The sequence below is a fragment of the Curtobacterium sp. AB451 genome (genome assembly GCF_050585845.1).
Lineage (GTDB): Bacteria > Actinomycetota > Actinomycetes > Actinomycetales > Microbacteriaceae > Curtobacterium.
On sequence record NZ_JBOBQG010000004.1, the window covers coordinates 481472 to 503153 of the forward strand.

Genomic DNA, 21682 nt, shown 5'->3' on the forward strand with positions numbered 1-21682 from the left:
CGGGTTCGGTGCCCTCTAGAGTTGGGGCATGAGCACGGAGAACCCGCTGAACGACCCCGCCGCAGACCCGTTCGAGGTCGCGCGTGACGCCGCCGAGGTCATCGCCTCGAAGTCCGGCATCGACCGCCACGACATCGCCCTGACCCTCGGCTCCGGCTGGGGCAAGGCCGCAGACCTCATCGGCGAGACGGTGTCCGAGATCCCGGCGTCCGAGGTCCCCGGCTTCAGCGCCTCCGCCGTGCCCGGACACTCCGGCACGGTCCGTTCGATCCGGCTGGCCGACGGTCGCCACGCACTCGTGATCGGTGCGCGCACGCACTACTACGAGGGGCACGGGGTGCGCCGCGTCGTGCACAGCGTCCGGACCGCTGCGGCGACCGGGGCGTCGATCATGGTCCTCACGAACGGTGCCGGTGGCATCAAGGAGCACTGGACGCCCGGGACCCCGGTCCTCATCAGCGACCACATCAACCTCACCGCCGACAGCCCGCTCGAGGGCGCCACGTTCGTCGACCTCACCGACCTGTACTCGTCGCGGCTCCGAGCGGTCGCCCGCGGCGTGGACCCCTCGCTGGACGAGGGCGTCTACACGCAGTTCCGCGGTCCGCACTACGAGACCCCCGCCGAGGTCCAGATGGCGAAGACCATCGGCGGGCACATCGTCGGCATGTCCACCGCGCTCGAGGCCATCGCCGCGCGGCAGGCCGGCATGGAGGTCCTCGGCTTCTCGCTCATCACGAACCTGGCCGCCGGCATCCAGAAGACGCCGCTGTCGCACGCCGAGGTGCTCGAGGCCGGCCGCGAGGCCGAGCCGGTGATCGCCGACCTGCTCGCCCGGGTCGTGACGGCGCTCGGGGACGACCGGTGAAGCTCGACGTCGACGGGGTCGTCGCTGCCGCACGGGACTGGCTCGCGCAGGACCCGGACCCGGTGACCCGTTCCTCGCTCGATGCGGCGATCAACCGGGCGGCGACCGGCGACGGTCCCGCCGTGCAGGACCTCGCCGCGCGGTTCGCCGGGCGCCTGGCGTTCGGCACCGCCGGCCTCCGCGCCGAGCTCGGGTACGGACCGCTCCGGATGAACCGAGTCGTCGTCACGCAGGCCGCGGCCGGACTCGCCCGGTTCCTCATCGACACCGGCCGGCGGCAGAGCGTGGTCATCGGCTACGACGGCCGGGTGAACTCGGACGTCTTCGCGCGCGACTCGGCCGAGGTCATGCGCGGCCTCGGACTCGAGGTCACCCTGCTGCCGTCGGCGCTCCCCACGCCCGTGCTGGCGTTCGCCGTGCGGCACCTCGACGTCGGTGCCGGGGTGATGGTGACGGCGAGCCACAACCCGCCGCGGGACAACGGGTACAAGGTCTACCTCGGCGAGGACGACGAGGGGTCGCAGATCGTGCCGCCGGTCGACGCCGACATCGCGGCCGCGATCGACGCCGTCGCCGCTGGCTCGATCACCGACCTGCACCGCGCCACCGACTACACCGTCGCCACGTCCGAGCTGCTCGACGCCTACGTGTCCGCCACCGCGGCGACGGTGGCTGTGCCCGGGCTCGCACCGGACGCGCAGCCGAAGGTCGTCTACACGGCCATGCACGGTGTCGGGTGGGAGACCGCCCGCGCGGTGTTCGAGGCGGCCGGGTTCGCCGAGCCGGTGACCGTGCCCGAGCAGATCGAGCCGGACGGGGCGTTCCCGACGGTGTCGTTCCCGAACCCCGAGGAGCCGGGGGCGATGGACCTGTCGATCGCGCGCGGCGTCGCCGTCGGGGCCGACCTCGTCATCGCGAACGACCCGGACGCCGATCGTCTGGCGCTCGCGATCCCGGACGGCAGCGGGTCCTTCCGTCGACTCTGCGGCAACGAGGTCGGGTGGCTGCTCGGGTGGCGTGCTGCCGCCCAGGCGTCCGCTGCCGGGGTGGGCGGGACGCTCGCGGCGTCGATCGTGTCGTCGCCGGCGCTCGCCCGGGTCGCCGCGCGGCACGGGCTGGAGTACCGCGACACCCTCACCGGCTTCAAGTGGGTCTCGCGTGTGCCGGGGCTGCTGTTCGGCTACGAGGAGGCGCTCGGCTACCTCGTCGACCCCGACGTGGTCCGCGACAAGGACGGCATCTCGGCGGCGCTGTCGCTGCTGTCGCTCGCGTCGGAGCTTGCCGCCTCAGGGTCGTCGATCGCCGGGCAGCTCGACGCCTTCGCCGCCGAGTTCGGGGCGTTCGCGTCCGGGCAGGTGGCGACCCGGGTCGACGACCTCGCCCGCATCGGGCAGGTCATGGCGTCGCTGCGGTCGAAGCCGCCGACGACGCTCGGTGGGCTCTCCGTACTCGCGGTGACCGACTACGCCGACGGTGTCGAGGGCTTCCCGCCGTCGGACATCCTGCGCTACGAGCTCACGGGCGACGCACGGGTGATCGTCCGCCCGAGCGGCACCGAGCCGAAGGTGAAGGTCTACATCGACACCGTCGCCGCGACCCCCGCCGAGGCGCAGGCGCTCGTCGACGCCCTCGCCGCCGACGTCCGCCCCCTGGTGTCGTAGGCCGGGGCCGCGGCGCTCTGCGGTGCCGGCGTCCGCGCCCGCGCCCGGCGCCTCGCACAACGAAAGTCACGTCGAACCGTGGTCTTCCCCGGCTCGACGTGACCTTCGTTGTGCGGCGGCGAATCGCGTCCTCCTCCACACACCCACCCGAAGGGCGCGCCGTCCACGGAAGCGGCCACGATGTGCGCTGGTGGGGCAATCCCGGACAACGCTCGTGCGATGGCACGACTCACGATCATCCACGGTGGCACCGCCGATCCGTCCGGCCGCAGGGGGCGAGCCCTCCAGCGCGCGGCGGATGCCGGAGACCTCGTACGCCTCGTCCCCGGTCGCTTCGTCGACGCAGCTGAATGGCGACGAGCCACGCCCGGAGAGCGACACATTGCGCGGATCAAGGCGGTGCACGACCGTCTCGCCCCTCGTCTCGTGGTCTCGCACGCGTCGGCGGCCGCGCTGCACGGCCTGCCCTGGACCGGTGAGTTCCCCGACACCGTCGACGTGCTCGATCCTCGACGGACGACGTCGCAGGGACTGGCGCACGTCCGCAAACGGCCAGGCGCCCAACGGACGATCCGGACACAGGCCATGGTGTCGAACGGCCGCCGGCTCACCGACCTCGTGAGCACTGCCGCCGACCTCGCGATCTCGTACGACCTCCGCATGTCCGTGCCGGCGTTGGACTCGGCGCTCCGACGCGGACTGGCCCGAGACGACATCCGTGCCGAAGTCGTCGCCCGGAACGCCGTCCACGGGCGGCAGCGAGCGATCACGGCGATCGAGCTCGCCGACGCCGCGAGCGGATCGCCGGGGGAATCCATCGGACGAGTCGCGCTCGACGAGGCCGGCGCCCCTCGTCCCGTACTCCAGCGCGAGTTCTGGGATGCGGACGGCTTCATCGCACGGGTGGACTTCTGGTTCCCCGACGAGGGTGTGGTTCTGGAGTTCGACGGGAAGGCGAAGTACGTCGACCCGGCGCTCCGCGCAGCCGGGACGACCGTTGCCGACGTCGTGGTGTCGGAGAAGCGACGAGAAGACAGGCTGCGCAGGCATCCGGAGGTTCAGGCAGTGGGACGGTTCGGATGGCCGGAAGCACATGATGCCGAGGTGCTCCGGGCGCTCCTTCGAGGACTGGGCGTCCCGACGAGCCGGCGTTCGTTCGCCCGACTGCGCTGATGGCGACTGGCGCTCGAGGTGCTCGCGCACAACCAAAGTCCCTCCGAACCGCGCGATGCTGTGGTTCGAAGGGACTTTGGTTGTGCGAAGCGCGGCGCGCGGCGGCGCGCGCGTTCGCGCCTACGCGAGCTCGAGCAGCACGTGGCCGGACGAGATCGTCTGGCCGACGGGGGCGTTCAGCCCCGTGACGACGCCGTCGCGCGGGGCAGCGACGGGCTGCTCCATCTTCATGGCCTCGAGCACGACGAGCAGGTCGCCCTTCACCACGGTGTCACCCTCGGCGACCGCGAGCTTCACCACCGTGGCCTGCATCGGGGACGTCACCGACCCGGACGAGGCGAGCCCGCCGCGCACGCCGGACGACCGACGCTTCGGGGGAGCCGAGGGCCCGGCCGGACGACGACCCGCAGCGCCACCGACGCCGACGATCGACGGCATGGTGACCTCGATGCGCTTGCCCTGCACCTCGACGACGACGCTCTCGCGGTCGGCCGGCGCGGGGAGCTCCTCGGGGGAGCCGCTCCACGCGGGGATGTCGTTCTGGAAGTCGGTCTCGATCCACTGCGTGTAGACGGAGAACGGCTCGTCGTCCGACGTCGCGAACGCCGGGTCCGACACGACGGCACGGTGGAAGGGGAGCACGGTCGGCAGGCCGGTGACCTCGAACTCGGCGAGGGCACGGCGCGAGCGCTCCAACGCCTCGGCGCGTGTGGCGCCGGTGACGACGAGCTTCGCGAGCATCGAGTCGAACGAGCCGGACACGACGTCGCCGGACACGACGCCCGAGTCGACGCGGACACCGGGGCCGGACGGCGCGTGGAACGCGTGCACGGGGCCCGGCGCGGGGAAGAAGTTCCGACCGGGGTCCTCGCCGTTGATGCGGAACTCGAACGAGTGGCCGCGTGCCACGGGGTCGGAGTAGTCGAGCACGCCGCCCTCGGCGATGCGGAACTGCTCGCGGACGAGGTCGATGCCGGTGACCTCCTCCGAGACGCAGTGCTCGACCTGCAGGCGCGTGTTGACCTCGAGGAAGGACACGGTGCCGTCGGCGCCGATGAGGAACTCGCACGTGCCGGCACCGACGTAGCCGACCTCACGGAGGATCGCCTTCGACGACTCGTACAGGCGCTCCGTCTGTGCGGCGGTGAGGTACGGCGCGGGCGCTTCCTCGACGAGCTTCTGGTGGCGACGCTGCAGCGAGCAGTCGCGGGTGGAGACGACGACGACGTTGCCGTGCTCGTCGGCGAGGCACTGGGTCTCGACGTGGCGCGGCTTGTCGAGGTACTTCTCGACGAAGCACTCGCCCCGACCGAACGCCGCGATCGCCTCACGCGTCGCCGACTCGAACTGCGACTCGACCTCGTCGCGGGTGCGGGCGACCTTCAGGCCGCGGCCGCCGCCGCCGAAGGCCGCCTTGATGGCGACCGGCAGGCCGACCTCGTCCGCGAACGCGATGACCTCGGAGGCGTCCTTGACGGGCTCGATGGTGCCCGGTGCGAGCGGCGCGCCGACCTTCTCGGCCACGTGACGCGCGGACACCTTGTCACCGAGCTGCTCGATGGACGCGGGCGACGGCCCGATCCACGTCAGCCCCGCGTCGATGACGGCACGGGCGAAGTCGGCGTTCTCGGCCAGGAAGCCGTAGCCCGGGTGCACGGCGTCGGCGCCGGACCGTCGGGCGACCGAGATGATCTTGTCGATGACGAGGTAGGTGTCGGCGCTCGTGGTGCCGTTCAGCGCGTAGGCCTCGTCGGCGAGGCGTGCGTGGAGGGCGTCACGGTCCTGGTCGGCGTAGACCGCGACCGATGCCTTGCCTGCGTCGCGGGCCGCGCGGATGATGCGGACGGCGATCTCGCCGCGGTTCGCGATGAGGACCTTGCTGATACGGGGCATGGTAAGTCAGCGTATTCGTGCGGGAGGGCCACGAATTGACTGGCACCCACAAAGAACGAGCGCGAAGAAGTGTGGATGTCTACAGTGCCCACAGGTCGTGCCAGGCGATGCCGAAGCCGCGGAGCAGCATCGACCGCAGCACCGGGAGCGACAGCCCGACCACGGCCGACGGTGCGCCGTCGATCCGGGTGATGTAGGCCGCGGCCCGTCCGTCGATCGTGAAGGCGCCGGCCACCTCGAGTGGTTCGCCGGTCGCGACGTACGCGTCGATCTCCTCGGGGGACATGTCGTCGGCGAAGGTGAGGACGGCGCTGTCGACCGCCACCACGTGGTCACCGGCGGCGACCATCGCCGACCCGCCGGGCGTGACACCCGCGACGAAGGCGGCGGCGCCCAGCGGTCCACCGCCCGACGCGTCCACGGTGCGGACGGGAGGCACGGTGTCGGCCCGACCCGCGCCTCCAGGCCGCTGGGCGGGTGCGTCCAGGACGTCGGGTGCGTCTGCAACGCGGCGCCGGTCGACGACGCAGTGCCCGCTCCAGAGCGTGCCGCCGCCGGCGGCGAGCATCTGCCGCCACCGCTCCCGGGCGACCTCGGGGTCGTGGGGCTTGCCGTACAGCACGCCGTCGACCTCGAACGCGGAGTCCCCGCCGAACACGAAGCCGTCGACCGGGGACCCGTCGACCGGGGCGTCCGCGACGGCCGAGGCCTTGGCGACCGCGAGCATCGCCACCAGCTCCGGCCCGGTCAGGTCGCGGCCGAGCGACGTGGCGGCCCCGGCGACCGCGGCGTCCTCGTCGACACCCGGCGCGACGAGCACCGGCTCGATCCCGGTCTGGGCGAGCAGGGCACGGCGGGCGGGGGAGGTACTCGCGAGGTACAGACGCATGGGAACATCGAACCATGGGTGAATCCGTCGGAACGCTGCTCGACCTCGACGTCACCGGGATCGCCCACGGCGGCATCTCGGTGGCACGGCACGAGGGGCGGGTGGTGTTCGTGTCGGACGCGATCCCGGGCGAGCGCGTCCGTGCCCGGGTGACCGAGGACCGGAAGAAGTCGTTCTGGCGCGCCGACACCGTGTCGGTCGAGACGCCGAGCGAGCACCGCGTCGACCACGTCTGGCCCGAGGCCGCCCTCGACCGCGACCCCGCGGTCCGTGCCGGCGGCGCCGAGTTCGGGCACATCGCCCTCGGCCACCAGCGCACGCTGAAGCACGACGTCCTGGTCGACTCCTTCGCCCGGTTCGCCCGCACCGACCTCGCCGAGGTCCTCGGGCACGACGTCGTCGTCGAGGCCGCGCCCGGCGACGACGAGACCGGCGGCACCGGGTGGCGCACCCGGGTCCGTCTGCACGTGGACGAGGACGGGACCGCCGGACCCTTCGCCGCCCGGTCGCACACCGTGGTCCCGGTCACGTCCCTGCCGCTCGCGAGCCGCACCGTGCAGGAGAGCGCACCGCTCGGCCGCGGCGCGATGCCCGGTGCCTCGGTCGTCGACGTCCTCGCACCGAGCGGCTCCGAGGGCGCGCGCCTCGTGATCGACGAGCAGAAGCCGACCGTCGTCACCGAGACCGTCGGGGACCGCTCGTTCCAGGTGGACGACAACGGCTTCTGGCAGGTGCACCGCCAGGCGCCCGCCGTGCTGACCGCCGCGGTGCAGGACCTCGTCGACCGCGACCGGCTCGACCCCGAGGGGCAGCACCTCGACCTCTACGGCGGTGTCGGGCTGCTCGGCGCGGCGCTCGGTGACCTCGTCGGGCCCCGAGCGAAGCTGACGAGCGTCGAGAGCTCCGAGCGCGCCACCGAGCACGCGCAGGAGAACCTCGCCGAGTGGATCGGCGTGCGCGCCGAGACCGCCCGCGTCGACCGCTGGCTGCAGCGGACCGTGTCGTCGCTGACGGCGACCGAGCGGCAGCGCCACCGCGCCGGCACCGTCGTGCTCGACCCGCCGCGCTCCGGTGCCGGTCGCGAGGTCGTCGTGCAGATCGCGGCGCTCCAGCCGGCGCAGGTCGTCTACGTCGCCTGCGACCCGGTGGCCCTCGCGCGCGACGTCGCGACGTTCGCCGACCTCGGGTACCGCCTGGAGGCGCTGCGTGCGTTCGACCTCTTCCCGCACACCCACCACCTCGAGGCCGTGGCGCGGCTGGTGCCCGTCGCCTGACGTCGATCACGGGCCGGGCCGGGCGCATCGGGCTCGACGCGCCCGGGACGGCTCGGTCCGATGCGGCGGCTGCGCGGTGACCCACGGGGCTGGCCGTTCCGCGCGACGCGTGTCGCCCGCGGACACGTCGGCGCGGCGCGATCGCATCGCGCTGCTGCCTGAGTCCGACCTGGGTATCCTTGGGCGGTGATGGCGGACCGGTTTCAGGGGCCGGCGAGCACATCGACGAGAGAGGCCACCGTGGCAACAGACACGACCACCACCGGAACGACCGGACTGGCGACCAAGCCCGTCCGTGTCGCGATCGTCGACGACCACGAGTCCGTGCGGCTCGGGATCCAGGCAGCGTGCCAGAACGAGGGGTTCGAGGTGGTGCTCACCGCCGCGAGCGTGCCCGAGTACATCGAGAACCTCGGTGGGCGCGAGGTCGACGTCGTCGTCCTCGACCTGTCCCTCGGCGACGGCTCGACCGTGACCGCGAACGTGAAGGGTGTGCAGGGCACCGGTTCCGCCGTGCTCGTGCACTCGATCGCCGACCGCGTCGCGAACGTCCGTGAGGCACTGGCCGCAGGGGCGGCCGGCGTCATCCCGAAGTCCTCGGCGACGAAGACCGTGATGGCCGCCGTCGCCACCGTCGCGCGCGGGGACGTGCTGAACAACCTCGAGTGGGCCAGTGCGATCGACGCCGACCGCGACTTCGCGAAGGCGCAGCTCGGACGGCGCGAGCGCGAGATCCTGCACCTGTACGCCTCGGGCCTCCCGCTGAAGCTGGCCGCGCAGCAGCTCGGCATCGGCTACTCCACCGCCCGCGAGTACCTCGACCGCATCCGTGTCAAGTACGTCGAGGTCGGTCGACCCGCCCCGACGAAGGTCGACCTGCTCCGTCGCGCGGTCGAGGACGGCATCCTGCCGGGGCTCGACTCGGGCATCGACCCCGACGGCGACGGCCGCTGAACAGCATGACGGCGGCGGACGCTGCACCCGGCAACGGCGCCGGGGCCGGTCCCGGCACGACGGCCGGTGCCGGAGCCGCGCCCGCCGCAGGGGCCGGGGCCGCCAGGACGGCCGTCGGGGCGATCGAGCCCGCGCCGTTCGGCGCCGATCCCGCACGGAGTGTCCGCGCGTCCATCACCCAGGCGTCGGTCGAGCGTGCCTTCGCGATCCTCATCGCCGTGGCCGCGCTCGGCTTCGGTGCCACGACGGTGCCCGCGGTGCTGTCCCAGCTGCCGTACCTCGACCCGGTGTGGGGGCCGGTGGCCGCCTGCGCGCTCGCCGCGTCGTTCCTGTTCGTGGGGGCGTCGGTGTTCGTGCGGCGCCTGGCCCAGATCGCGCAGATCGTCTGCGCCCTCGTGTTCCTCGTCGTGCTCGTCACCTGGCCGCTGACGGCCCGCGAGCCGATCCCGTCCGACCAGGCACCGTGGCCGTGGTGGCTCTGCACCGTCGGGTCGACGGCCGCCGCCATGGGGTTCGCGCCGTGGCGGGCGTCGGTCTACACCGCACTCGTCCCGGCCGTCTACGTGGTGATCCGGTTCACCCCGGCCGGCGGCGACGCGGGCGCCGGCGCGGTCCTCAACGGCTTCTACACGGCGATCCTCAGCGGTGCCGCCCTCATCATCGTGATCGTGCTGCGCCGTGCGGCTGCGGCGGTCGACGCTGCCCAGGCGACGGCGGTCCGTCGGTACTCGCACGCCATCCGCGAGCACGCGACCGAGGTCGAACGGGTCCAGGTCGACGCGATCGTCCACGACAGCGTCCTGACGACACTGCTCTCCGCCGCGCGCGCGGACACCCGTGACGCCCGGGTGCTCGCCGCGCGCATGGCCCGGAACGCGATCGACCACCTCGAGGCGGCCGCGTCGGACGGTCCGGGGGACGCACCGCCGGTCCCGCTCGTCGACCTGCGGGAGCGGATCGCCGACGCCGTCGGGGCCCTCGCGGCGCCGGTGCGCGTCGACCGCGGGCACCTCGGGACGGCCCGTGTCCCCGCGATCGTGGCGGACGCCGTGGCCTCCGCGGCCGTCCAGGCCGCGGTGAACAGCGTGCAGCACGCCGGCCCGGCCGACGTCGAACGCTGGATCGTCGTCGAGCAGCGCGGTGCCGGCGTGCACGTCGAGGTCGGTGACCGCGGGACGGGCTTCGACACCGCGACGATCCCCGCCGAACGACTCGGCGTCCGCCGCTCGATCCTGGAACGCGTCGTCGCGGTCGGTGGCACCGCCGAGATCGTCACCGCGCCCGGAGCGGGCACGCGGGTACTCCTCGACTGGCGCCCGACGACGGGGGAGCCGCGGTGAAGGCCTCACTGCCCGCCGGCGTCGCGATCGGGCTCGCCACGCTCTTCTCGGTGTACCACCTGGTCCTCGCCGCCACGACGCTCCCGGGGGCGGCCGAGATCGGCCCGGTCCTCGCGTGCATGGTGCTCTACGCGGCCGCGACCGGGGTCGCGGTGTTCGTGCACGGGCGTTCGCTGCCGGTCTGGGCCGCGTGCTTCGCGCTCGCGACCGCCGTCGTGCTGCCGATCGTCGCGTCGCCGACCGTCGACCTGGCAGCGGGGCCCGGGAACGGCACGTGGTGGATCGCCGCCGTCGGCACGCTCATGGTCGTCCTCGTGGTGCGCGGTCGCGGACCGTTCGCCTGGGTCGGGGTCGGCTTCCTCGCGGTGCACGCCGTCGCCTGGGCCGGGCTCGGGGCACTCGGATCGCTCGGGGTGCTCGGCAGCGTGTCGTGGGTCGCGATCGCCACCGGTCTCGCCGCGGCGACGAGTCGGGCCACGCGCGTCACCCGTGACTTCGTCCGCGCCGAGCAGGAGACGGCGGACTGGCAGGCGGCGCAGGATGCCCACGTCTTCGAGCGCCAGTTCCGCCTGAGCCAGACGACGCGGATGGCGCTGCCGATGCTGCAGCGGATCATCGAGACCGGCGGTGACCTGGACGACGCCGAGCGTGCCGAGTGCCTGCACCTCGAGCAGGCCATCCGCGACGAGATCCGCGGTCGGTCGCTGCTGTCGGACGACGTCCGCGACGAGGTGATGCGGCTCCGTCGTCGCGGCGCCACCGTCCAGCTGCACGACGACGGTGGGCTCGACGACCTCGAGATGCCCGACCTGCGCCGCGTGCACGCTCGGATCGCCGATGCGCTGCGGCAGGCCCGTGAGGCCGACAACGTGATCATCCGGACGGTCCCCGAGGGCTCGGCGTCCGCCGTGACCGTCGTGGGGCTGCGGCTCGACCTCGCTGCGAGCGAGTCGGCGGCCCTCGGCGCGGGCATGGACGACGAGGACGGCGACGAGGACGACTCGGTCGTGGTGTGGCTGGAGATCCCGCGGCACGAGGTCGTCTGACCCGAGTCGGCGGACGACCTCGTCGCGCCGGGATCGCCGGCGGCGGACGCGTCTCGACCTGCCCGGAAACGGGGAACGGGCCGGTCGGAAACCGACCGGCCCGTTCACGACCCGAGTCTGAGCGACAACCCGAATATCGCCCTGACTCGTAGCTGGTGGTGGCGTCGTACCCTAGTCGGCCACCGACCTGCGATGTTCTTCGTTGAAGGACACCGAACACTGACTACTATGCCTGCCGCTGAACGCTCTGTCAGTCGTCATTATGGGGGACAAAATCGCCCATTTCCGACCGCATCGCACCGAGCTGTCCCCCGTCTGAGGGGAGACGGACCGGGAACTCCGCCCACGAGGGGCACGGAGTGCGTCGGGACCCAGGGGTACATGCTCGCTCGCACCGAGCGGTGCGCGCAAGCCCCGGGGCGTCCTAGCGGAGCGAACGGCTCCAGGCGCCGGCCCCGTGCTCGAGCGGTCGACGGAGCCCCCGAGCGGACGCGTCCCACCCGGACCGCGGCGACACGGTGACCTCGGGTCGGCCGAGCGAGGCGGCCTCGTCGGCCTGCCGCTGCAGGACGGCGATGACGGCGGCGAGTTCCTCGGGCGTGGGCTCGCCGGACACGACGCGCACGTCGGCGGCGGCGGAGGCCGCACGCTCGGCGGGGACGGCGGGGACGGCAGCGGCGTGGCGGCCCATCAGCGTGCGCCCGTCACAGCGGGATGTTCCCGTGCTTCTTGGGCGGCAGCGTCGCACGCTTCCCGCGGAGGGCCCGCAGCGCCTTGATGACCGAGACGCGCGTCGCGTGCGGCTGGATGATCCCGTCGAGCTCGCCGCGCTCGGCCGCGAGGTACGGGGAGGCCACGTTGTACGTGTACTCGTTCGCCAGCTTCGCGCGGACGGCGGCGACGTCCTCGCCGGACTCCTCGGCACGCTTGATCTCGGCGCGGTACAGGATGTTGACGGCGCCCTGACCGCCCATGACGGCGATCTCGGCGGTCGGCCACGCGAGGTTGATGTCGGCGCCGAGCTGCTTCGAGCCCATGACGATGTACGCGCCGCCGTAGGCCTTGCGGGTGATCACGGTGACGAGCGGCACGGTGGCCTCGGCGTAGGCGTACAGGAGCTTCGCGCCACGGCGGATGACGCCGGTCCACTCCTGGTCGGTGCCGGGCAGGTAGCCGGGCACGTCGACGAGGGTGAGGATCGGGATGCCGAAGGCGTCGCAGAACCGGACGAAGCGCGCGGCCTTCTCGCCGGCGTCGATGTTCAGCGTGCCGGCCATGGCCTGCGGCTGGTTCGCGATGATGCCGACCGTGCGGCCCTCGACCCGACCGAAGCCGATCAGGATGTTCGGCGCGAAGAGCGGCTGCACCTCGAGGAACTCACCGTCGTCGACGACGTGCTCGATGATCGTGGTGACGTCGTAGGGCTGGTTCGTCGAGTCCGGGATGACGACGTCGAGCTCGCGGTCGGCGTCCGTGGTCTCGAGCTCCGGGGCCACGTCGTACGCCGGCGCGTCGGACAGGTTGTTGTCCGGCAGGAAGCCGATGAGCGACCGGGCGTAGTCGAGCGCGTCGGTCTCGTCCTCGGCGAGGTAGTGCGCGACGCCGGAGACGGCGTTGTGTGTCTGCGCGCCGCCGAGCTCCTCGAAGCCGACGTCCTCGCCGGTGACCGTCTTGATGACGTCCGGGCCGGTGACAAACATGTGGCTGGTCTTGTCGACCATGATCACGAAGTCGGTGAGGGCGGGGGAGTAGACCGCGCCGCCGGCCGCCGGGCCCATCACGATCGAGATCTGCGGGATGACCCCGGACGCCTGCGTGTTGAGGCGGAAGATCTCGCCGTACTTGCCGAGCGCGACCACGCCCTCCTGGATGCGGGCGCCGCCCGAGTCGAGGATGCCGATGATCGGCACGCCGGTCTTCAGCGCGTGCTCCATCACCTTGACGATCTTCTCGCCGGCGACCTCGCCGAGCGAGCCGCCGAAGACGGTGAAGTCCTGCGCGTAGACGGCGACGTTCCGGCCGTGGATCGTCCCGACGCCGGTGACGACCGCGTCACCGTAGGGGCGCTTGGACTCCATGCCGAAGGCGTGGGTGCGGTGCCGGACGAACTCGTCGAACTCGACGAACGAGTTCTCGTCCAGCAGCTGCTCGATGCGTTCGCGCGCGGTGCCCTTGCCCTTGGCGTGCTGCTTGGCGATGGCGGCCTCGCCCGCGGCGGTCACGGCTTCGTGGTACCGCTCGCGGAGGTCGGCGAGCCGTCCGGCCGTCGTCGAGAGATCGGGGGTGTCTCCTGAAGTCACCCGCTCACCCTACCGGCGGTGACGGCGGGGCCGGTTGGAGGTCCCCCACGGTTCCTGCCCGTAGATTTGCTGCATGTCCACACCCGTGCCGTCGACGTTCCCGCTGACCCGAGCCGTCGTCGAGGCCGCCGGCGCCGTCCTCACCGAGCCCGCGACGACCGGGTCCACGAACGCCGACCTGCTCGCCGTCGCGTCGACCGAGCCGCACGGCAGCGTGGTGGCGACGCTCGACCAGACGGCCGGACGCGGCCGGCTCGACCGGAGCTGGACGGCCCCGGCCGGCGAGACGCTCGCGGCGAGCCTGCTCGTCCGCGCCGACCTCGACGACCGTGACCGCGGGTGGTTGCCGCTGGTCGCCGGGGCCGCGATGCGCGACGCGATCGCCGCGGAGCTGGGCGTCCCCACCGAGCCGGGCCGCGCCTCCGGGCCCGCACCCCGTGTCGCGGTGAAGTGGCCGAACGACGTCCAGGTCGACGGCCGCAAGGTCTGCGGCATCCTCTGCCAGGTCGCGGACGACGGCAGCGTCGTCGTCGGCGCCGGGGTGAACCTCACCATCCCCGCCGACCGGCTGCCGACCCCGACCGCGACCTCACTCGCGCTCCAGGGGGCGCCAGGCTCCGCACCGGAGCTCGCCGACCGCGTGCTGGCCGCGTTCCTCCGCGCGGTCCAGGAGGCCGTGGTCGCCCTGGTCGCGGGCGGTGACGACGCGGAACGGGTCCGGTCCCACGTCCGGTCGGCCTGCGGCACGATCGGGCAGCGCGTCCGCCTCGAGCTGCCGGACGGCACGACCTCCGAGGGCGACGCGACCGGGATCGACGACGAGGGTCGGATCACGATCCGGGATCGAGCGGGCGTCTCCAGGGACGTCGCCGTGGGGGACGTCACCCACCTGCGGTATGCATGACGGCATGACCGACGAGCCGCCGCCCGAACGCGTGGTCGCGCGGCTGCGGCCGCACGCGCGCCGGCTGGTGCGACCGGCGGTCTTCGTGGTGCTCGTCATGCTCGCCGGCGGGTTCGGCTTCGGTGTGTTCCGTGCCCAGCTCGCGTGGCTGAACGCGGTGGTGGCCGGCCTCGTCGTACTCCTGGTGTTCCTCGGCGGGGCGATGCCGCTCTTCCGCTGGATGTCCGAGCGCTACGTCGTGACCACCCGGCGTCTGGTCGTCGTGCACGGCCTCGGGACGCGTACCCGACGGGAGCTCCTGCACTCGCGGGGCTACGACGTGACGGTGCGGCGCCGCGGCCTGCAGGGGGTGTTCCGGTCCGGGGACGTCCTCGTGTTCCCCGGGGACGAACCGGCCCTGGTGCTCGGTGACGTCCCGCACGCGGACCTCGTCGTCGCGGTCCTGCACGACCTCGTCGAGGCGCACGAGGCACGGCGCCGGCACCGCGAACCCGACTGGGACGAGATCGTCGGCGGCGCCGACCGCCCCCGTTGGGGCGACGTCCGCCCCTGACGGTTCCCCGGCGACGGGCGCTGTGCACCCGAAGTCCACCGAGACTCCGGTACCGTCTTCGACGTGCGTATCTCTGTCATCGGCTGCGGTTACCTCGGTGCCGTGCACGCCGCCTCCATGGCCAAGCTCGGGCACGACGTCGTCGCGGTGGACGTCGACCCGTCCAAGATCGAACGGCTCGCCGCGGGCGAGGCCCCGTTCTTCGAGCCCGGTCTGCCGGAGATCCTGCGCGAGGCGCTCGCGTCCGGTCGCATCCGCTTCACGACCGACATGGCCGAGGTCGCCGGTGCGCGCGTGCACTTCCTCGCCGTCGGCACCCCGCAGGGGCCGACCGGTGCCGCGGACCTGACGTACGTCGACGCCGCGGTCGCGGCGCTGACGCCGCACCTGTCCGCGGGCGAGTTCGTCGTCGGCAAGTCCACGGTCCCGGTGGGCACCGCGGCGCGCCTGGCCGCCGAGGTGTCCGAAGCGGTCCCCGGTGCGACGCTGGTGTGGAACCCGGAGTTCCTCCGCGAGGGCTTCGCGGTGCAGGACACGATCAGCCCGGACCGCTTCGTCTACGGCGTGCCGGACGGTGCCGCCGGACAGGCCGCCGTCGACGTCCTCGACGAGGTCTACGCCGAGGCCCTGGCCGCCGGCACGCCGCGGCTCGTGGTCAACCTGCCCACGGCCGAGCTGGTGAAGATCAGCGCGAACGCGTTCCTCGCGACCAAGATCTCGTTCATCAACTCGATGGCGGAGATCGCCGAGGTCGCCGGGGCCGACGTCACGGCCCTCGCCGACGCGATCGGGCACGACGCCCGCATCGGCCGGAAGTTCCTCAACGCCGGCCTCGGGTTCGGTGGCGGTTGCCTGCCGAAGGACATCCGGGCGTTCCAGGCGCGGGCGGACGAGCTCGGGGTCGGGGAGTCGCTGGCGTTCCTGGCCGACGTCGACGCGACGAACCTGCGTCGTCGTGCGCACGTGGTCGAGCTCGCGCAGGAGCTGCTCGGCGGGGACGTCACCGGCAAGCGCGTCGCGGTGCTCGGGTTGGCGTTCAAGCCGAACTCCGACGACGTCCGTGACTCACCGGCGCTCGACATCGCCGGACGGCTGCAGGCCCTCGGGGCGACGGTGGCCGCGTACGACCCGGAGGCCGTGGTCACGGCGCGCCGGGTGCGTCCGGAGCTGGAGTACGCCGAGCGCGCCACCGACGCGCTGCGGGACGCGGACCTCGTGCTGGTCCTGACCGAGTGGACCGAGTTCCGCGAGCTCGACGCGGCCGCGGTTGCCGCGCTCGTGGCGGACCCGATCGTGGTCGACGGCCGCAACTGCCTCGACCGCGACGCCTGGACGGCAGCCGGCTTCACCTACCGCGGCATGGGCCGCTGACCACCGCGCGGGGGCGGGGGATGACGATCGACGACGCGCTGACCGACGACCGTCCCGCCGCGGTCCCCTCGGGTCCCGCCGCTCCGCACCGACGACGCTTCGGGGCGTTCCACGAGGGGCGTCGTCCCTCGCGGGCGTCGCTCCTCGCGAACGGCGCGCTCCTCGCCGTCGCCGCGCTGCTCGTGGCGTTCGTCGCGTACCGGACGCGGCTCGAGGTGACGAACATCGACGGCATCTCGTACATGTCGATCGCCAAGCAGTACGCCGAGTGGCACTGGGCGGACGCCGTGAACGGGTACTGGTCGCCGATGGTGTCCTGGCTGATGGCGCCGCTCATCGCGATCGGCGTCGGGCAGACCACCGCCTTCGCCGTCGTGAACACGCTGTCCAGCGTCGCCGTGCTGGCGATGGGGGCGTGGCTGCTGCTCCGGACGACGGGCAACGGCTGGACGGCGGGGTGGTCGATCGCCGCGACCACGCCGCTCATGATGGCGAACGTCAGCCTGCAGACCCCGGACACCCTCGTGCTCGTCTGGTGCCTCGGGTTCCTCTGGGCACTGCTCGCGGCGGACCGCGCCTGGCACGGGTCGATCCGGCGGATCGTCCTCACCGGGGTGCTGCTCGGGGCGGTGTGCGCGCTGGGGTACTGCACGAAGGCGTTCCTCGTCCCCGTCTTCCTCGTCGTGGTGCCGGTGTGGGCCGTCGTCCGCTGGTTCCAGGACCGTCCCGAGGCTCGGGAACGCCGTTCCGTCCTGCTGCCCGTCGTCGCCCTCGTCGCGGTGGTCCTCGTGTCCGCACCGTGGGTCGTCGCCCTGTCCGTGAAGTTCGGCGGGGTCGAGGTCGGTTCGTCGCTGACCGTGAACGTGTCCGGCAAGTTCAGCGACTCGTCCGGCAAGGACGCCGACGAGTACCGGATCCCCACGCCACCGAACGCGCGGGCCGTCTCGCCGAACGAGGACCGGACGCCGTCGATCTACGACGCCGGGCTCCTCACCGCCGAGCGGACCGTGCCGGCGGAGTCCGTCGCGGGGTCGGCGACGGAGTCGTCCCGGAGCCAGACCACCACGCTCGTCGGCAAGGTGCGGTACTACGTCGAGCAGCGACTCGAGGCGCTGCCGTTCTACTTCCTCCGCATCGGCTCGTTCGCGCCGTTCGCGCTCGCCATCGGCGTGGTGTTCGTCGGCGCGGTCGTCGCCGGGGTGGTGCACTACCGGCGGTTCGTGTTCGCGAGCATCGTCGGCATCTTCTCCGGCGTGTACCTGCTCGGGTACGCCGGGATCGCGACGGTGGACACCCAGGGCGGGAACGCCCGCTACTACCTGCCGCTGTTCACCGGGTCCGTGCTGATCGCCGCCGCCCTGCTGCCGACGATCTGGCGCGCGGCCAGGCGGGGTCGCCGGGTCCGGAAGGTCGCGACGGTCGTCGCGTGCGCCGTGCTCGTCGTCGCGGCGTACAGCCAGAACGTCAACGGGGTGCGTGCGCCGTTCTCGGTCATGACCACGAAGCCGTCCGGCATCCCCGCCGGACAGGTGCTCGGCGGCGTCGTCACGCCGGACGAGCCGCTCCCGGACCTGCTCGTCGCGAACCACACGCTCCCCGCCGGCAGCCGGATCCTCGGGACGAACACCCGCGACACCGTGCTCGTCGCCTTCCGGACCGGCACCCAGATGTACGGCGAGAACGGGCAGCAGTACGACTACGAGGACCCGGCCTTCGTCGACCTGCTCAAGCGGTCCGGGGTGCAGTACTTCCTGAACTACTCGAACGCGCTCATCCCGAAGGACCGGGACTACTCGGCGATCGGCACCCTCGAGGAGAGCTTCACCGTCGACCAGACCTGCCAGGACATCAAGTCGGCGCCGGTCCAGCCGTGCCTCGTCGACGTCGTCAAGGTGTCCGGGAACTGACGCCGCTCGGCGCCCAGAGCCGCACGACCACCGTGGCCCACCCGACGACGACGAGCACCCCCACGACGGCGACGAGGGCGAACGGCACCGGACCGGAGACCTCGTAGCGGTCGACACTGGCGGCCGAGATCGGCCCGCTCGCGGTGTTCCAGAACCACCCGGCGGCGACCGCGATCCCCCAGGTCCCGATCGCCGGGAAGGCCACGGACAGCACCAGGGGGAGCGCTGCTCGGCCCCGCCCAGGGAGGGGGAGGCGCCGCCACGCCACGGCGCTGAGCACGACGAGGCACAGCAGGGCCGGGAACAGGTAGCGGCCCTGCGTCCCCGCGACCTGGGTCGTGTCGAGGTAGGCCCGGGCACTGCTCGCGGTCTGCACGAGCAGCAGGAGGGCGGGGAAGACCGCCAGGCACCACGCCGCACGGCGGGTTCGGCCGCGACGGAACGCCCACCCGACCAGGACGACGAGCACCACCAGCGTCAGGACCGCGGTGAGGAGGTCGCCGATGCTGACCTGCGCTCGCTGCCCCGGCGACCCCCAGAAGGTCCGTGTGAGGGTGCCCCAGCTGACGTCGAGGAAGTGCCACACCGAGGGACCCTGACCGTCCGGGAACGGCCGGTCCGGGCGGAGCGCGGTGTACCCGTCCGGCTGCAGGGTGTGGAAGCGCACGAGGTTGCGCAGCCACCACCACGCCCCGATCGCCGCGGACACCCCGAGGACCGCCACGGTGCGCAGCAGCCGGCGAGGGAACGTGAGGACGCCGGCTCCGGCGGCGAGCATCACGACGGCGACGAACGGCACCGCGGGGAGCCCCGTCCCCTTGGTCCAGACGAGCAGGCCGAGCGCGACGCCCGTCGTCAGGAGCGTCCGGCGCGTCAGGTCCCCGGTGAGCAGGCGGGTCGCCAGCCAGACCACCACGCCGCCGAGCAGGAGGGTCGGGGCGTCGTTCGTCACCGAGGCCCCGATCGAGGCCAGTTGCGGCACGGCGAACAGGGCGAGGGCACCGAGCAGGGCGGCGCGCGGCGATCGCGTGACACGGCGGACCGACGCCCACGCGAGGAGCGCCAGCGGGGTCACGAGGACGGCGTCGACGAGTCGGAGCGCGACGAGCGCGTGGTCCCACCGCAGGGAGCCGTAGTGCAGCGCGCGGAGCACGACGGCGTCGACCACGTAGGCCGTCGGCGGGTGCTGCGACATCTGGTTGACGGTCGTGGAGTCACCTGGGTGTGCCGCGAGCAGCCCGCTCACGGTCGACCACGCCGAGGAGTCGCCGTCGGCCTGCTCCTGCAGGGCGGCGCGGACGGCGTTCGTGACGTGCATCGTGCCGGGAGCCGGCCACCCGGACCCGGTCGCGACGTGGACCGCGGCGTCGAGGTGCGCCGCTTCGTCCGGTGCCTGGAAGGCCGGGACGACGAGGGCCCAGAGCACGAGCCAGAGCCCGAACACCGCCGTGGTGACGCCGACCCACAGCCGCTCGCGCCGCGGGACGGCGGGGTGCGGTTCGGACTGCATCGAGCGGACTCCCGGGGTCGGCGACGCCACCTCGGTCGGCGGCGCCTCGAGCCTACTGGCCCGGTGCCCACCGGGCGGGACCTACTGGCCGGCGACCTCGGAACCGGCGACCGACGACTGGGAGACCGTCGACGCGGTGCTCGTCGACGCGGCGCTCGTCGGCCCGTCGGTCTCGGCAGCTCGTGCCGCCCGGGCGCGACCGCGCTCGGGGTGGTACACCCACACCTTGTAGAGCCAGAAGCGGAACACGGTGCCGAGCACGAGTCCGATGACGTTGCCGGAGATGTTGTCCGCCAGGGCCGAGGTCAGGCCGAGCACGTAGTGGGAGATCCCCAGGCAGCCCAGCGAGATGACCATGCCGCCGAGCGAGACGATCACGAACTCGACGCCCTCGCGCGTCGCCACCGCCCGCCGCTGTTCGCGGAAGGTCCAGTAGCGGTTCCCCATCCAGTTGACGAAGATGGCGACGACGGTCGAGACGACCTTCGCCCAGAACGGTCCCGAGTGGACCTCGTCCGGGCTGAGCACGGTCGCCCGCAACAGGTTGAAGATGCCCGTGTCGACCACGAACCCCACCGCACCGACGACGCCGAAGCGTGCCAGTTGGGCCACCAGTCGCCGCACGGTCTCTCCCGGGTCCGTAGAGTTGTCCCTGGTCGTGCGCTGCACGGCCGACCAGGCGGTCGCACACGACGGCGACCCGAACATCGATTCTAGACAGCGCGTTCTCGCCGGACGGTGTGAACGACGGAAGGAACACACAGCATGGCGTTGCGCGTCGGGGTCATCGGTGGAGGACAGCTGGCTCGGATGATGGTGCCGGCGGCGGTCGAGCTCGGGCTCGACATCCGGGTGCTGGCCGAGGGGCCGGGCATGTCGGCCGCCATCGCGGCCACCGCCGAGGGGGACTACCACGACGTCGAGACGGTGCTCGCGTTCGCGCGCGACGTCGACGTCGTCACCTTCGACCACGAGCACGTGCCCCAGGACGTCCTGGCTGCCCTCGTCGACGCCGGCGTCGCGGTGCACCCCGGTCCGGCGCCGCTCGCCGTCGCGCAGGACAAGATCACCATGCGCACGCGCCTCACCGAGCTCGGACTGCCGGTACCGGACTGGGCCGCCGTGCACGACCCCGACGAGCTGCAGGCGTTCCTCGACGACCACGGCGGCCGCGCCGTCGTGAAGACCGCACGTGGCGGGTACGACGGCAAGGGTGTCCGCGTGGTCACCGACCCGGCCGACGTCGCCGACTGGTTCATCGCCGTCGCCGAGGCCGGCGGCGGGCAGGCGCTCCTGGTCGAGGAGCTCGTGGCCTTCACCCGCGAACTCGCGCAGTCCGTCGCACGGCGGCCCTCGGGCGAGGTCGTCGCCTGGCCGCTCGTCGAGACCGTGCAGCGCGACGGCGTGTGCGCCGAGGTGTTCGCCCCCGCCCCCGACAGCGCGGGGCGCATCGCGGACATGGCCGAGGACATCGCCGTCCGCATCGCGACGGAGCTCGGGGTGACCGGCGTCCTCGCGGTCGAGCTGTTCCAGACCGACGACGAGCGCATCCTCATCAACGAACTCGCGATGCGTCCGCACAACACCGGCCACTGGACCATCGACGGCGCCACGACCAGCCAGTTCGAGCAGCACCTGCGCGCCGTGCTCGACCTGCCCCTCGGCGCGACCGGTTCCTTCGCGCCTGCTGCGGTGATGGTGAACGTCCTCGGCGGGCCGGCCGACGGCGACCTCGCCGGACGGTACCCGGGCGCGCTCGAGGCGTTCCCCGAGGCGAAGTACCACTTCTACGGCAAGGCGCCGAGGCCCGGCCGCAAGGTCGGCCACGTCACCGTCATCGGCGACGACCTCGACGACGTCACCTACCGCGCACGGGCCGCGGCGGCGCACTTCGACGACTGAGGCTGCAGTCCCGACGCTGACGACGCCCGACGGGAGGCACGGTGCGGGCCCGCACCGCGCCTCCCGTCGGTCGTCCGGTCGGGTCTGACGTCCGCACGCACGGTCCGCAGAAGAGCGGACACCCCATCGGGTGGCAC

Annotated in this window: 18 protein-coding genes; 12 read left to right on the plus strand and 6 right to left on the minus strand. The window is 72.7% G+C overall.

Annotated features, from left to right (window positions below):
* Window positions 1-28: 28 nt before the first annotated feature.
* The 3 genes from ACQXVK_RS12225 to ACQXVK_RS12235 all read left to right on the plus strand — a co-directional run bounded on the left by ACQXVK_RS12225 (window position 29) and on the right by ACQXVK_RS12235 (window position 3702).
* Window positions 29-868: a purine-nucleoside phosphorylase gene (locus tag ACQXVK_RS12225; RefSeq protein ID WP_402268247.1), complete on the plus strand. Its 840-nt coding sequence runs from the start codon at window positions 29-31 to the stop codon at window positions 866-868.
* Window positions 865-2529, plus strand: coding sequence for a phospho-sugar mutase (locus ACQXVK_RS12230; protein ID WP_430853702.1), 1665 nt, complete (start codon window positions 865-867; stop codon window positions 2527-2529). Before ACQXVK_RS12225 ends, ACQXVK_RS12230 begins: the two co-directional genes overlap by 4 nt.
* Window positions 2530-2748: 219 nt before the next feature.
* Window positions 2749-3702: a hypothetical protein gene (locus tag ACQXVK_RS12235; protein WP_430853703.1), complete on the plus strand. Its 954-nt coding sequence runs from the start codon at window positions 2749-2751 to the stop codon at window positions 3700-3702.
* A gap of 120 nt (window positions 3703-3822) precedes the next feature.
* On the opposite strand, the gene ACQXVK_RS12240 is transcribed toward ACQXVK_RS12235, so the two are convergent.
* Together ACQXVK_RS12240 and ACQXVK_RS12245 are read right to left on the minus strand one after the other, a co-directional pair.
* Window positions 3823-5595, minus strand: coding sequence for an acetyl/propionyl/methylcrotonyl-CoA carboxylase subunit alpha (locus ACQXVK_RS12240; protein WP_022908143.1), 1773 nt, complete (start codon window positions 5593-5595; stop codon window positions 3823-3825).
* Between the two features lie 79 nt (window positions 5596-5674).
* Window positions 5675-6484, minus strand: a complete 810-nt coding sequence (locus ACQXVK_RS12245; protein WP_430853704.1) for a Maf family protein — start codon at window positions 6482-6484, stop codon at window positions 5675-5677.
* 14 nt (window positions 6485-6498) lie between these two features.
* Between ACQXVK_RS12245 and ACQXVK_RS12250 the strand changes: the two genes are divergently transcribed.
* From ACQXVK_RS12250 to ACQXVK_RS12265, 4 genes are all read left to right on the plus strand, one after another.
* Window positions 6499-7758, plus strand: coding sequence for a class I SAM-dependent RNA methyltransferase (locus ACQXVK_RS12250; protein WP_430853705.1), 1260 nt, complete (start codon window positions 6499-6501; stop codon window positions 7756-7758).
* Window positions 7759-7947: 189 nt separating this feature from the next.
* Window positions 7948-8712, plus strand: a complete 765-nt coding sequence (locus ACQXVK_RS12255) for a response regulator transcription factor (protein ID WP_430853706.1) — start codon at window positions 7948-7950, stop codon at window positions 8710-8712.
* A gap of 5 nt (window positions 8713-8717) precedes the next feature.
* Window positions 8718-10052, plus strand: coding sequence for a sensor histidine kinase (locus tag ACQXVK_RS12260; RefSeq protein ID WP_430853707.1), 1335 nt, complete (start codon window positions 8718-8720; stop codon window positions 10050-10052).
* Window positions 10049-11098 carry a hypothetical protein gene (locus ACQXVK_RS12265; RefSeq protein WP_430853708.1) on the plus strand — a complete coding sequence of 350 codons (1050 nt, stop codon included), beginning with the start codon at window positions 10049-10051 and terminating at the stop codon, window positions 11096-11098. The genes ACQXVK_RS12260 and ACQXVK_RS12265 overlap by 4 nt, the downstream gene beginning before the upstream one ends.
* Window positions 11099-11522: 424 nt before the next feature.
* On the opposite strand, the gene ACQXVK_RS12270 is transcribed toward ACQXVK_RS12265, so the two are convergent.
* Together ACQXVK_RS12270 and ACQXVK_RS12275 are read right to left on the minus strand one after the other, a co-directional pair.
* Window positions 11523-11789: an acyl-CoA carboxylase subunit epsilon gene (locus ACQXVK_RS12270; protein WP_022908149.1), complete on the minus strand. Its 267-nt coding sequence runs from the start codon at window positions 11787-11789 to the stop codon at window positions 11523-11525.
* 13 nt (window positions 11790-11802) lie between these two features.
* Window positions 11803-13398, minus strand: coding sequence for an acyl-CoA carboxylase subunit beta (locus tag ACQXVK_RS12275; protein WP_430853710.1), 1596 nt, complete (start codon window positions 13396-13398; stop codon window positions 11803-11805).
* Window positions 13399-13471: 73 nt separating this feature from the next.
* Between ACQXVK_RS12275 and ACQXVK_RS12280 the strand changes: the two genes are divergently transcribed.
* The 4 genes from ACQXVK_RS12280 (at window position 13472) to ACQXVK_RS12295 (ending at window position 18133) form a co-directional block, all read left to right on the plus strand.
* Entirely contained in the window at window positions 13472-14302 is an 831-nt protein-coding gene (locus tag ACQXVK_RS12280; protein ID WP_430853711.1) for a biotin--[acetyl-CoA-carboxylase] ligase, read from the plus strand.
* Window positions 14303-14306: 4 nt separating this feature from the next.
* Window positions 14307-14855 (plus strand): PH domain-containing protein, encoded by a 549-nt coding sequence (locus tag ACQXVK_RS12285; RefSeq protein WP_070418457.1) that lies wholly within the window; start codon window positions 14307-14309, stop codon window positions 14853-14855.
* A 63-nt stretch (window positions 14856-14918) separates the two neighbouring features.
* Window positions 14919-16226: a UDP-glucose dehydrogenase family protein gene (locus ACQXVK_RS12290; protein ID WP_430853712.1), complete on the plus strand. Its 1308-nt coding sequence runs from the start codon at window positions 14919-14921 to the stop codon at window positions 16224-16226.
* A gap of 20 nt (window positions 16227-16246) precedes the next feature.
* Window positions 16247-18133 carry a hypothetical protein gene (locus tag ACQXVK_RS12295; protein WP_430853713.1) on the plus strand — a complete coding sequence of 629 codons (1887 nt, stop codon included), beginning with the start codon at window positions 16247-16249 and terminating at the stop codon, window positions 18131-18133.
* On the opposite strand, the gene ACQXVK_RS12300 is transcribed toward ACQXVK_RS12295, so the two are convergent.
* Window positions 18114-19643, minus strand: a complete 1530-nt coding sequence (locus tag ACQXVK_RS12300) for a DUF2142 domain-containing protein (RefSeq protein WP_430853714.1) — start codon at window positions 19641-19643, stop codon at window positions 18114-18116. The two genes, ACQXVK_RS12295 and ACQXVK_RS12300, sit on opposite strands and share 20 nt — an antisense overlap.
* A gap of 81 nt (window positions 19644-19724) precedes the next feature.
* Window positions 19725-20255 (minus strand): GtrA family protein, encoded by a 531-nt coding sequence (locus ACQXVK_RS12305; RefSeq protein ID WP_022907156.1) that lies wholly within the window; start codon window positions 20253-20255, stop codon window positions 19725-19727.
* Window positions 20256-20408: 153 nt separating this feature from the next.
* Between ACQXVK_RS12305 and ACQXVK_RS12310 the strand changes: the two genes are divergently transcribed.
* The gene (locus ACQXVK_RS12310) at window positions 20409-21545 is read left to right on the plus strand and encodes a 5-(carboxyamino)imidazole ribonucleotide synthase (protein ID WP_430853715.1); all 1137 of its coding nucleotides are present in this window, start codon (window positions 20409-20411) and stop codon (window positions 21543-21545) included.
* Window positions 21546-21682: the final 137 nt, after the last annotated feature.

What these genes read in the sequence shown, in the direction of transcription:
- ACQXVK_RS12225 (WP_402268247.1), top strand. Translation starts at nt 29, where the DNA reads ATGAGCACGGAGAACCCGCTGAACGACCCCGCCGCAGACCCGTTCGAG.
- ACQXVK_RS12235 (WP_430853703.1), top strand. Translation starts at nt 2,749, where the DNA reads ATGGCACGACTCACGATCATCCACGGTGGCACCGCCGATCCGTCCGGC.
- ACQXVK_RS12240 (WP_022908143.1), bottom strand. Translation starts at nt 5,595, where the DNA reads ATGCCCCGTATCAGCAAGGTCCTCATCGCGAACCGCGGCGAGATCGCC.
- ACQXVK_RS12245 (WP_430853704.1), bottom strand. Translation starts at nt 6,484, where the DNA reads ATGCGTCTGTACCTCGCGAGTACCTCCCCCGCCCGCCGTGCCCTGCTC.
- ACQXVK_RS12250 (WP_430853705.1), top strand. Translation starts at nt 6,499, where the DNA reads ATGGGTGAATCCGTCGGAACGCTGCTCGACCTCGACGTCACCGGGATC.
- ACQXVK_RS12255 (WP_430853706.1), top strand. Translation starts at nt 7,948, where the DNA reads ATGGCGGACCGGTTTCAGGGGCCGGCGAGCACATCGACGAGAGAGGCC.
- ACQXVK_RS12260 (WP_430853707.1), top strand. Translation starts at nt 8,718, where the DNA reads ATGACGGCGGCGGACGCTGCACCCGGCAACGGCGCCGGGGCCGGTCCC.
- ACQXVK_RS12270 (WP_022908149.1), bottom strand. Translation starts at nt 11,789, where the DNA reads ATGGGCCGCCACGCCGCTGCCGTCCCCGCCGTCCCCGCCGAGCGTGCG.
- ACQXVK_RS12280 (WP_430853711.1), top strand. Translation starts at nt 13,472, where the DNA reads ATGTCCACACCCGTGCCGTCGACGTTCCCGCTGACCCGAGCCGTCGTC.
- ACQXVK_RS12285 (WP_070418457.1), top strand. Translation starts at nt 14,307, where the DNA reads ATGACCGACGAGCCGCCGCCCGAACGCGTGGTCGCGCGGCTGCGGCCG.
- ACQXVK_RS12295 (WP_430853713.1), top strand. Translation starts at nt 16,247, where the DNA reads ATGACGATCGACGACGCGCTGACCGACGACCGTCCCGCCGCGGTCCCC.
- ACQXVK_RS12300 (WP_430853714.1), bottom strand. Translation starts at nt 19,643, where the DNA reads ATGCAGTCCGAACCGCACCCCGCCGTCCCGCGGCGCGAGCGGCTGTGG.
- ACQXVK_RS12310 (WP_430853715.1), top strand. Translation starts at nt 20,409, where the DNA reads ATGGCGTTGCGCGTCGGGGTCATCGGTGGAGGACAGCTGGCTCGGATG.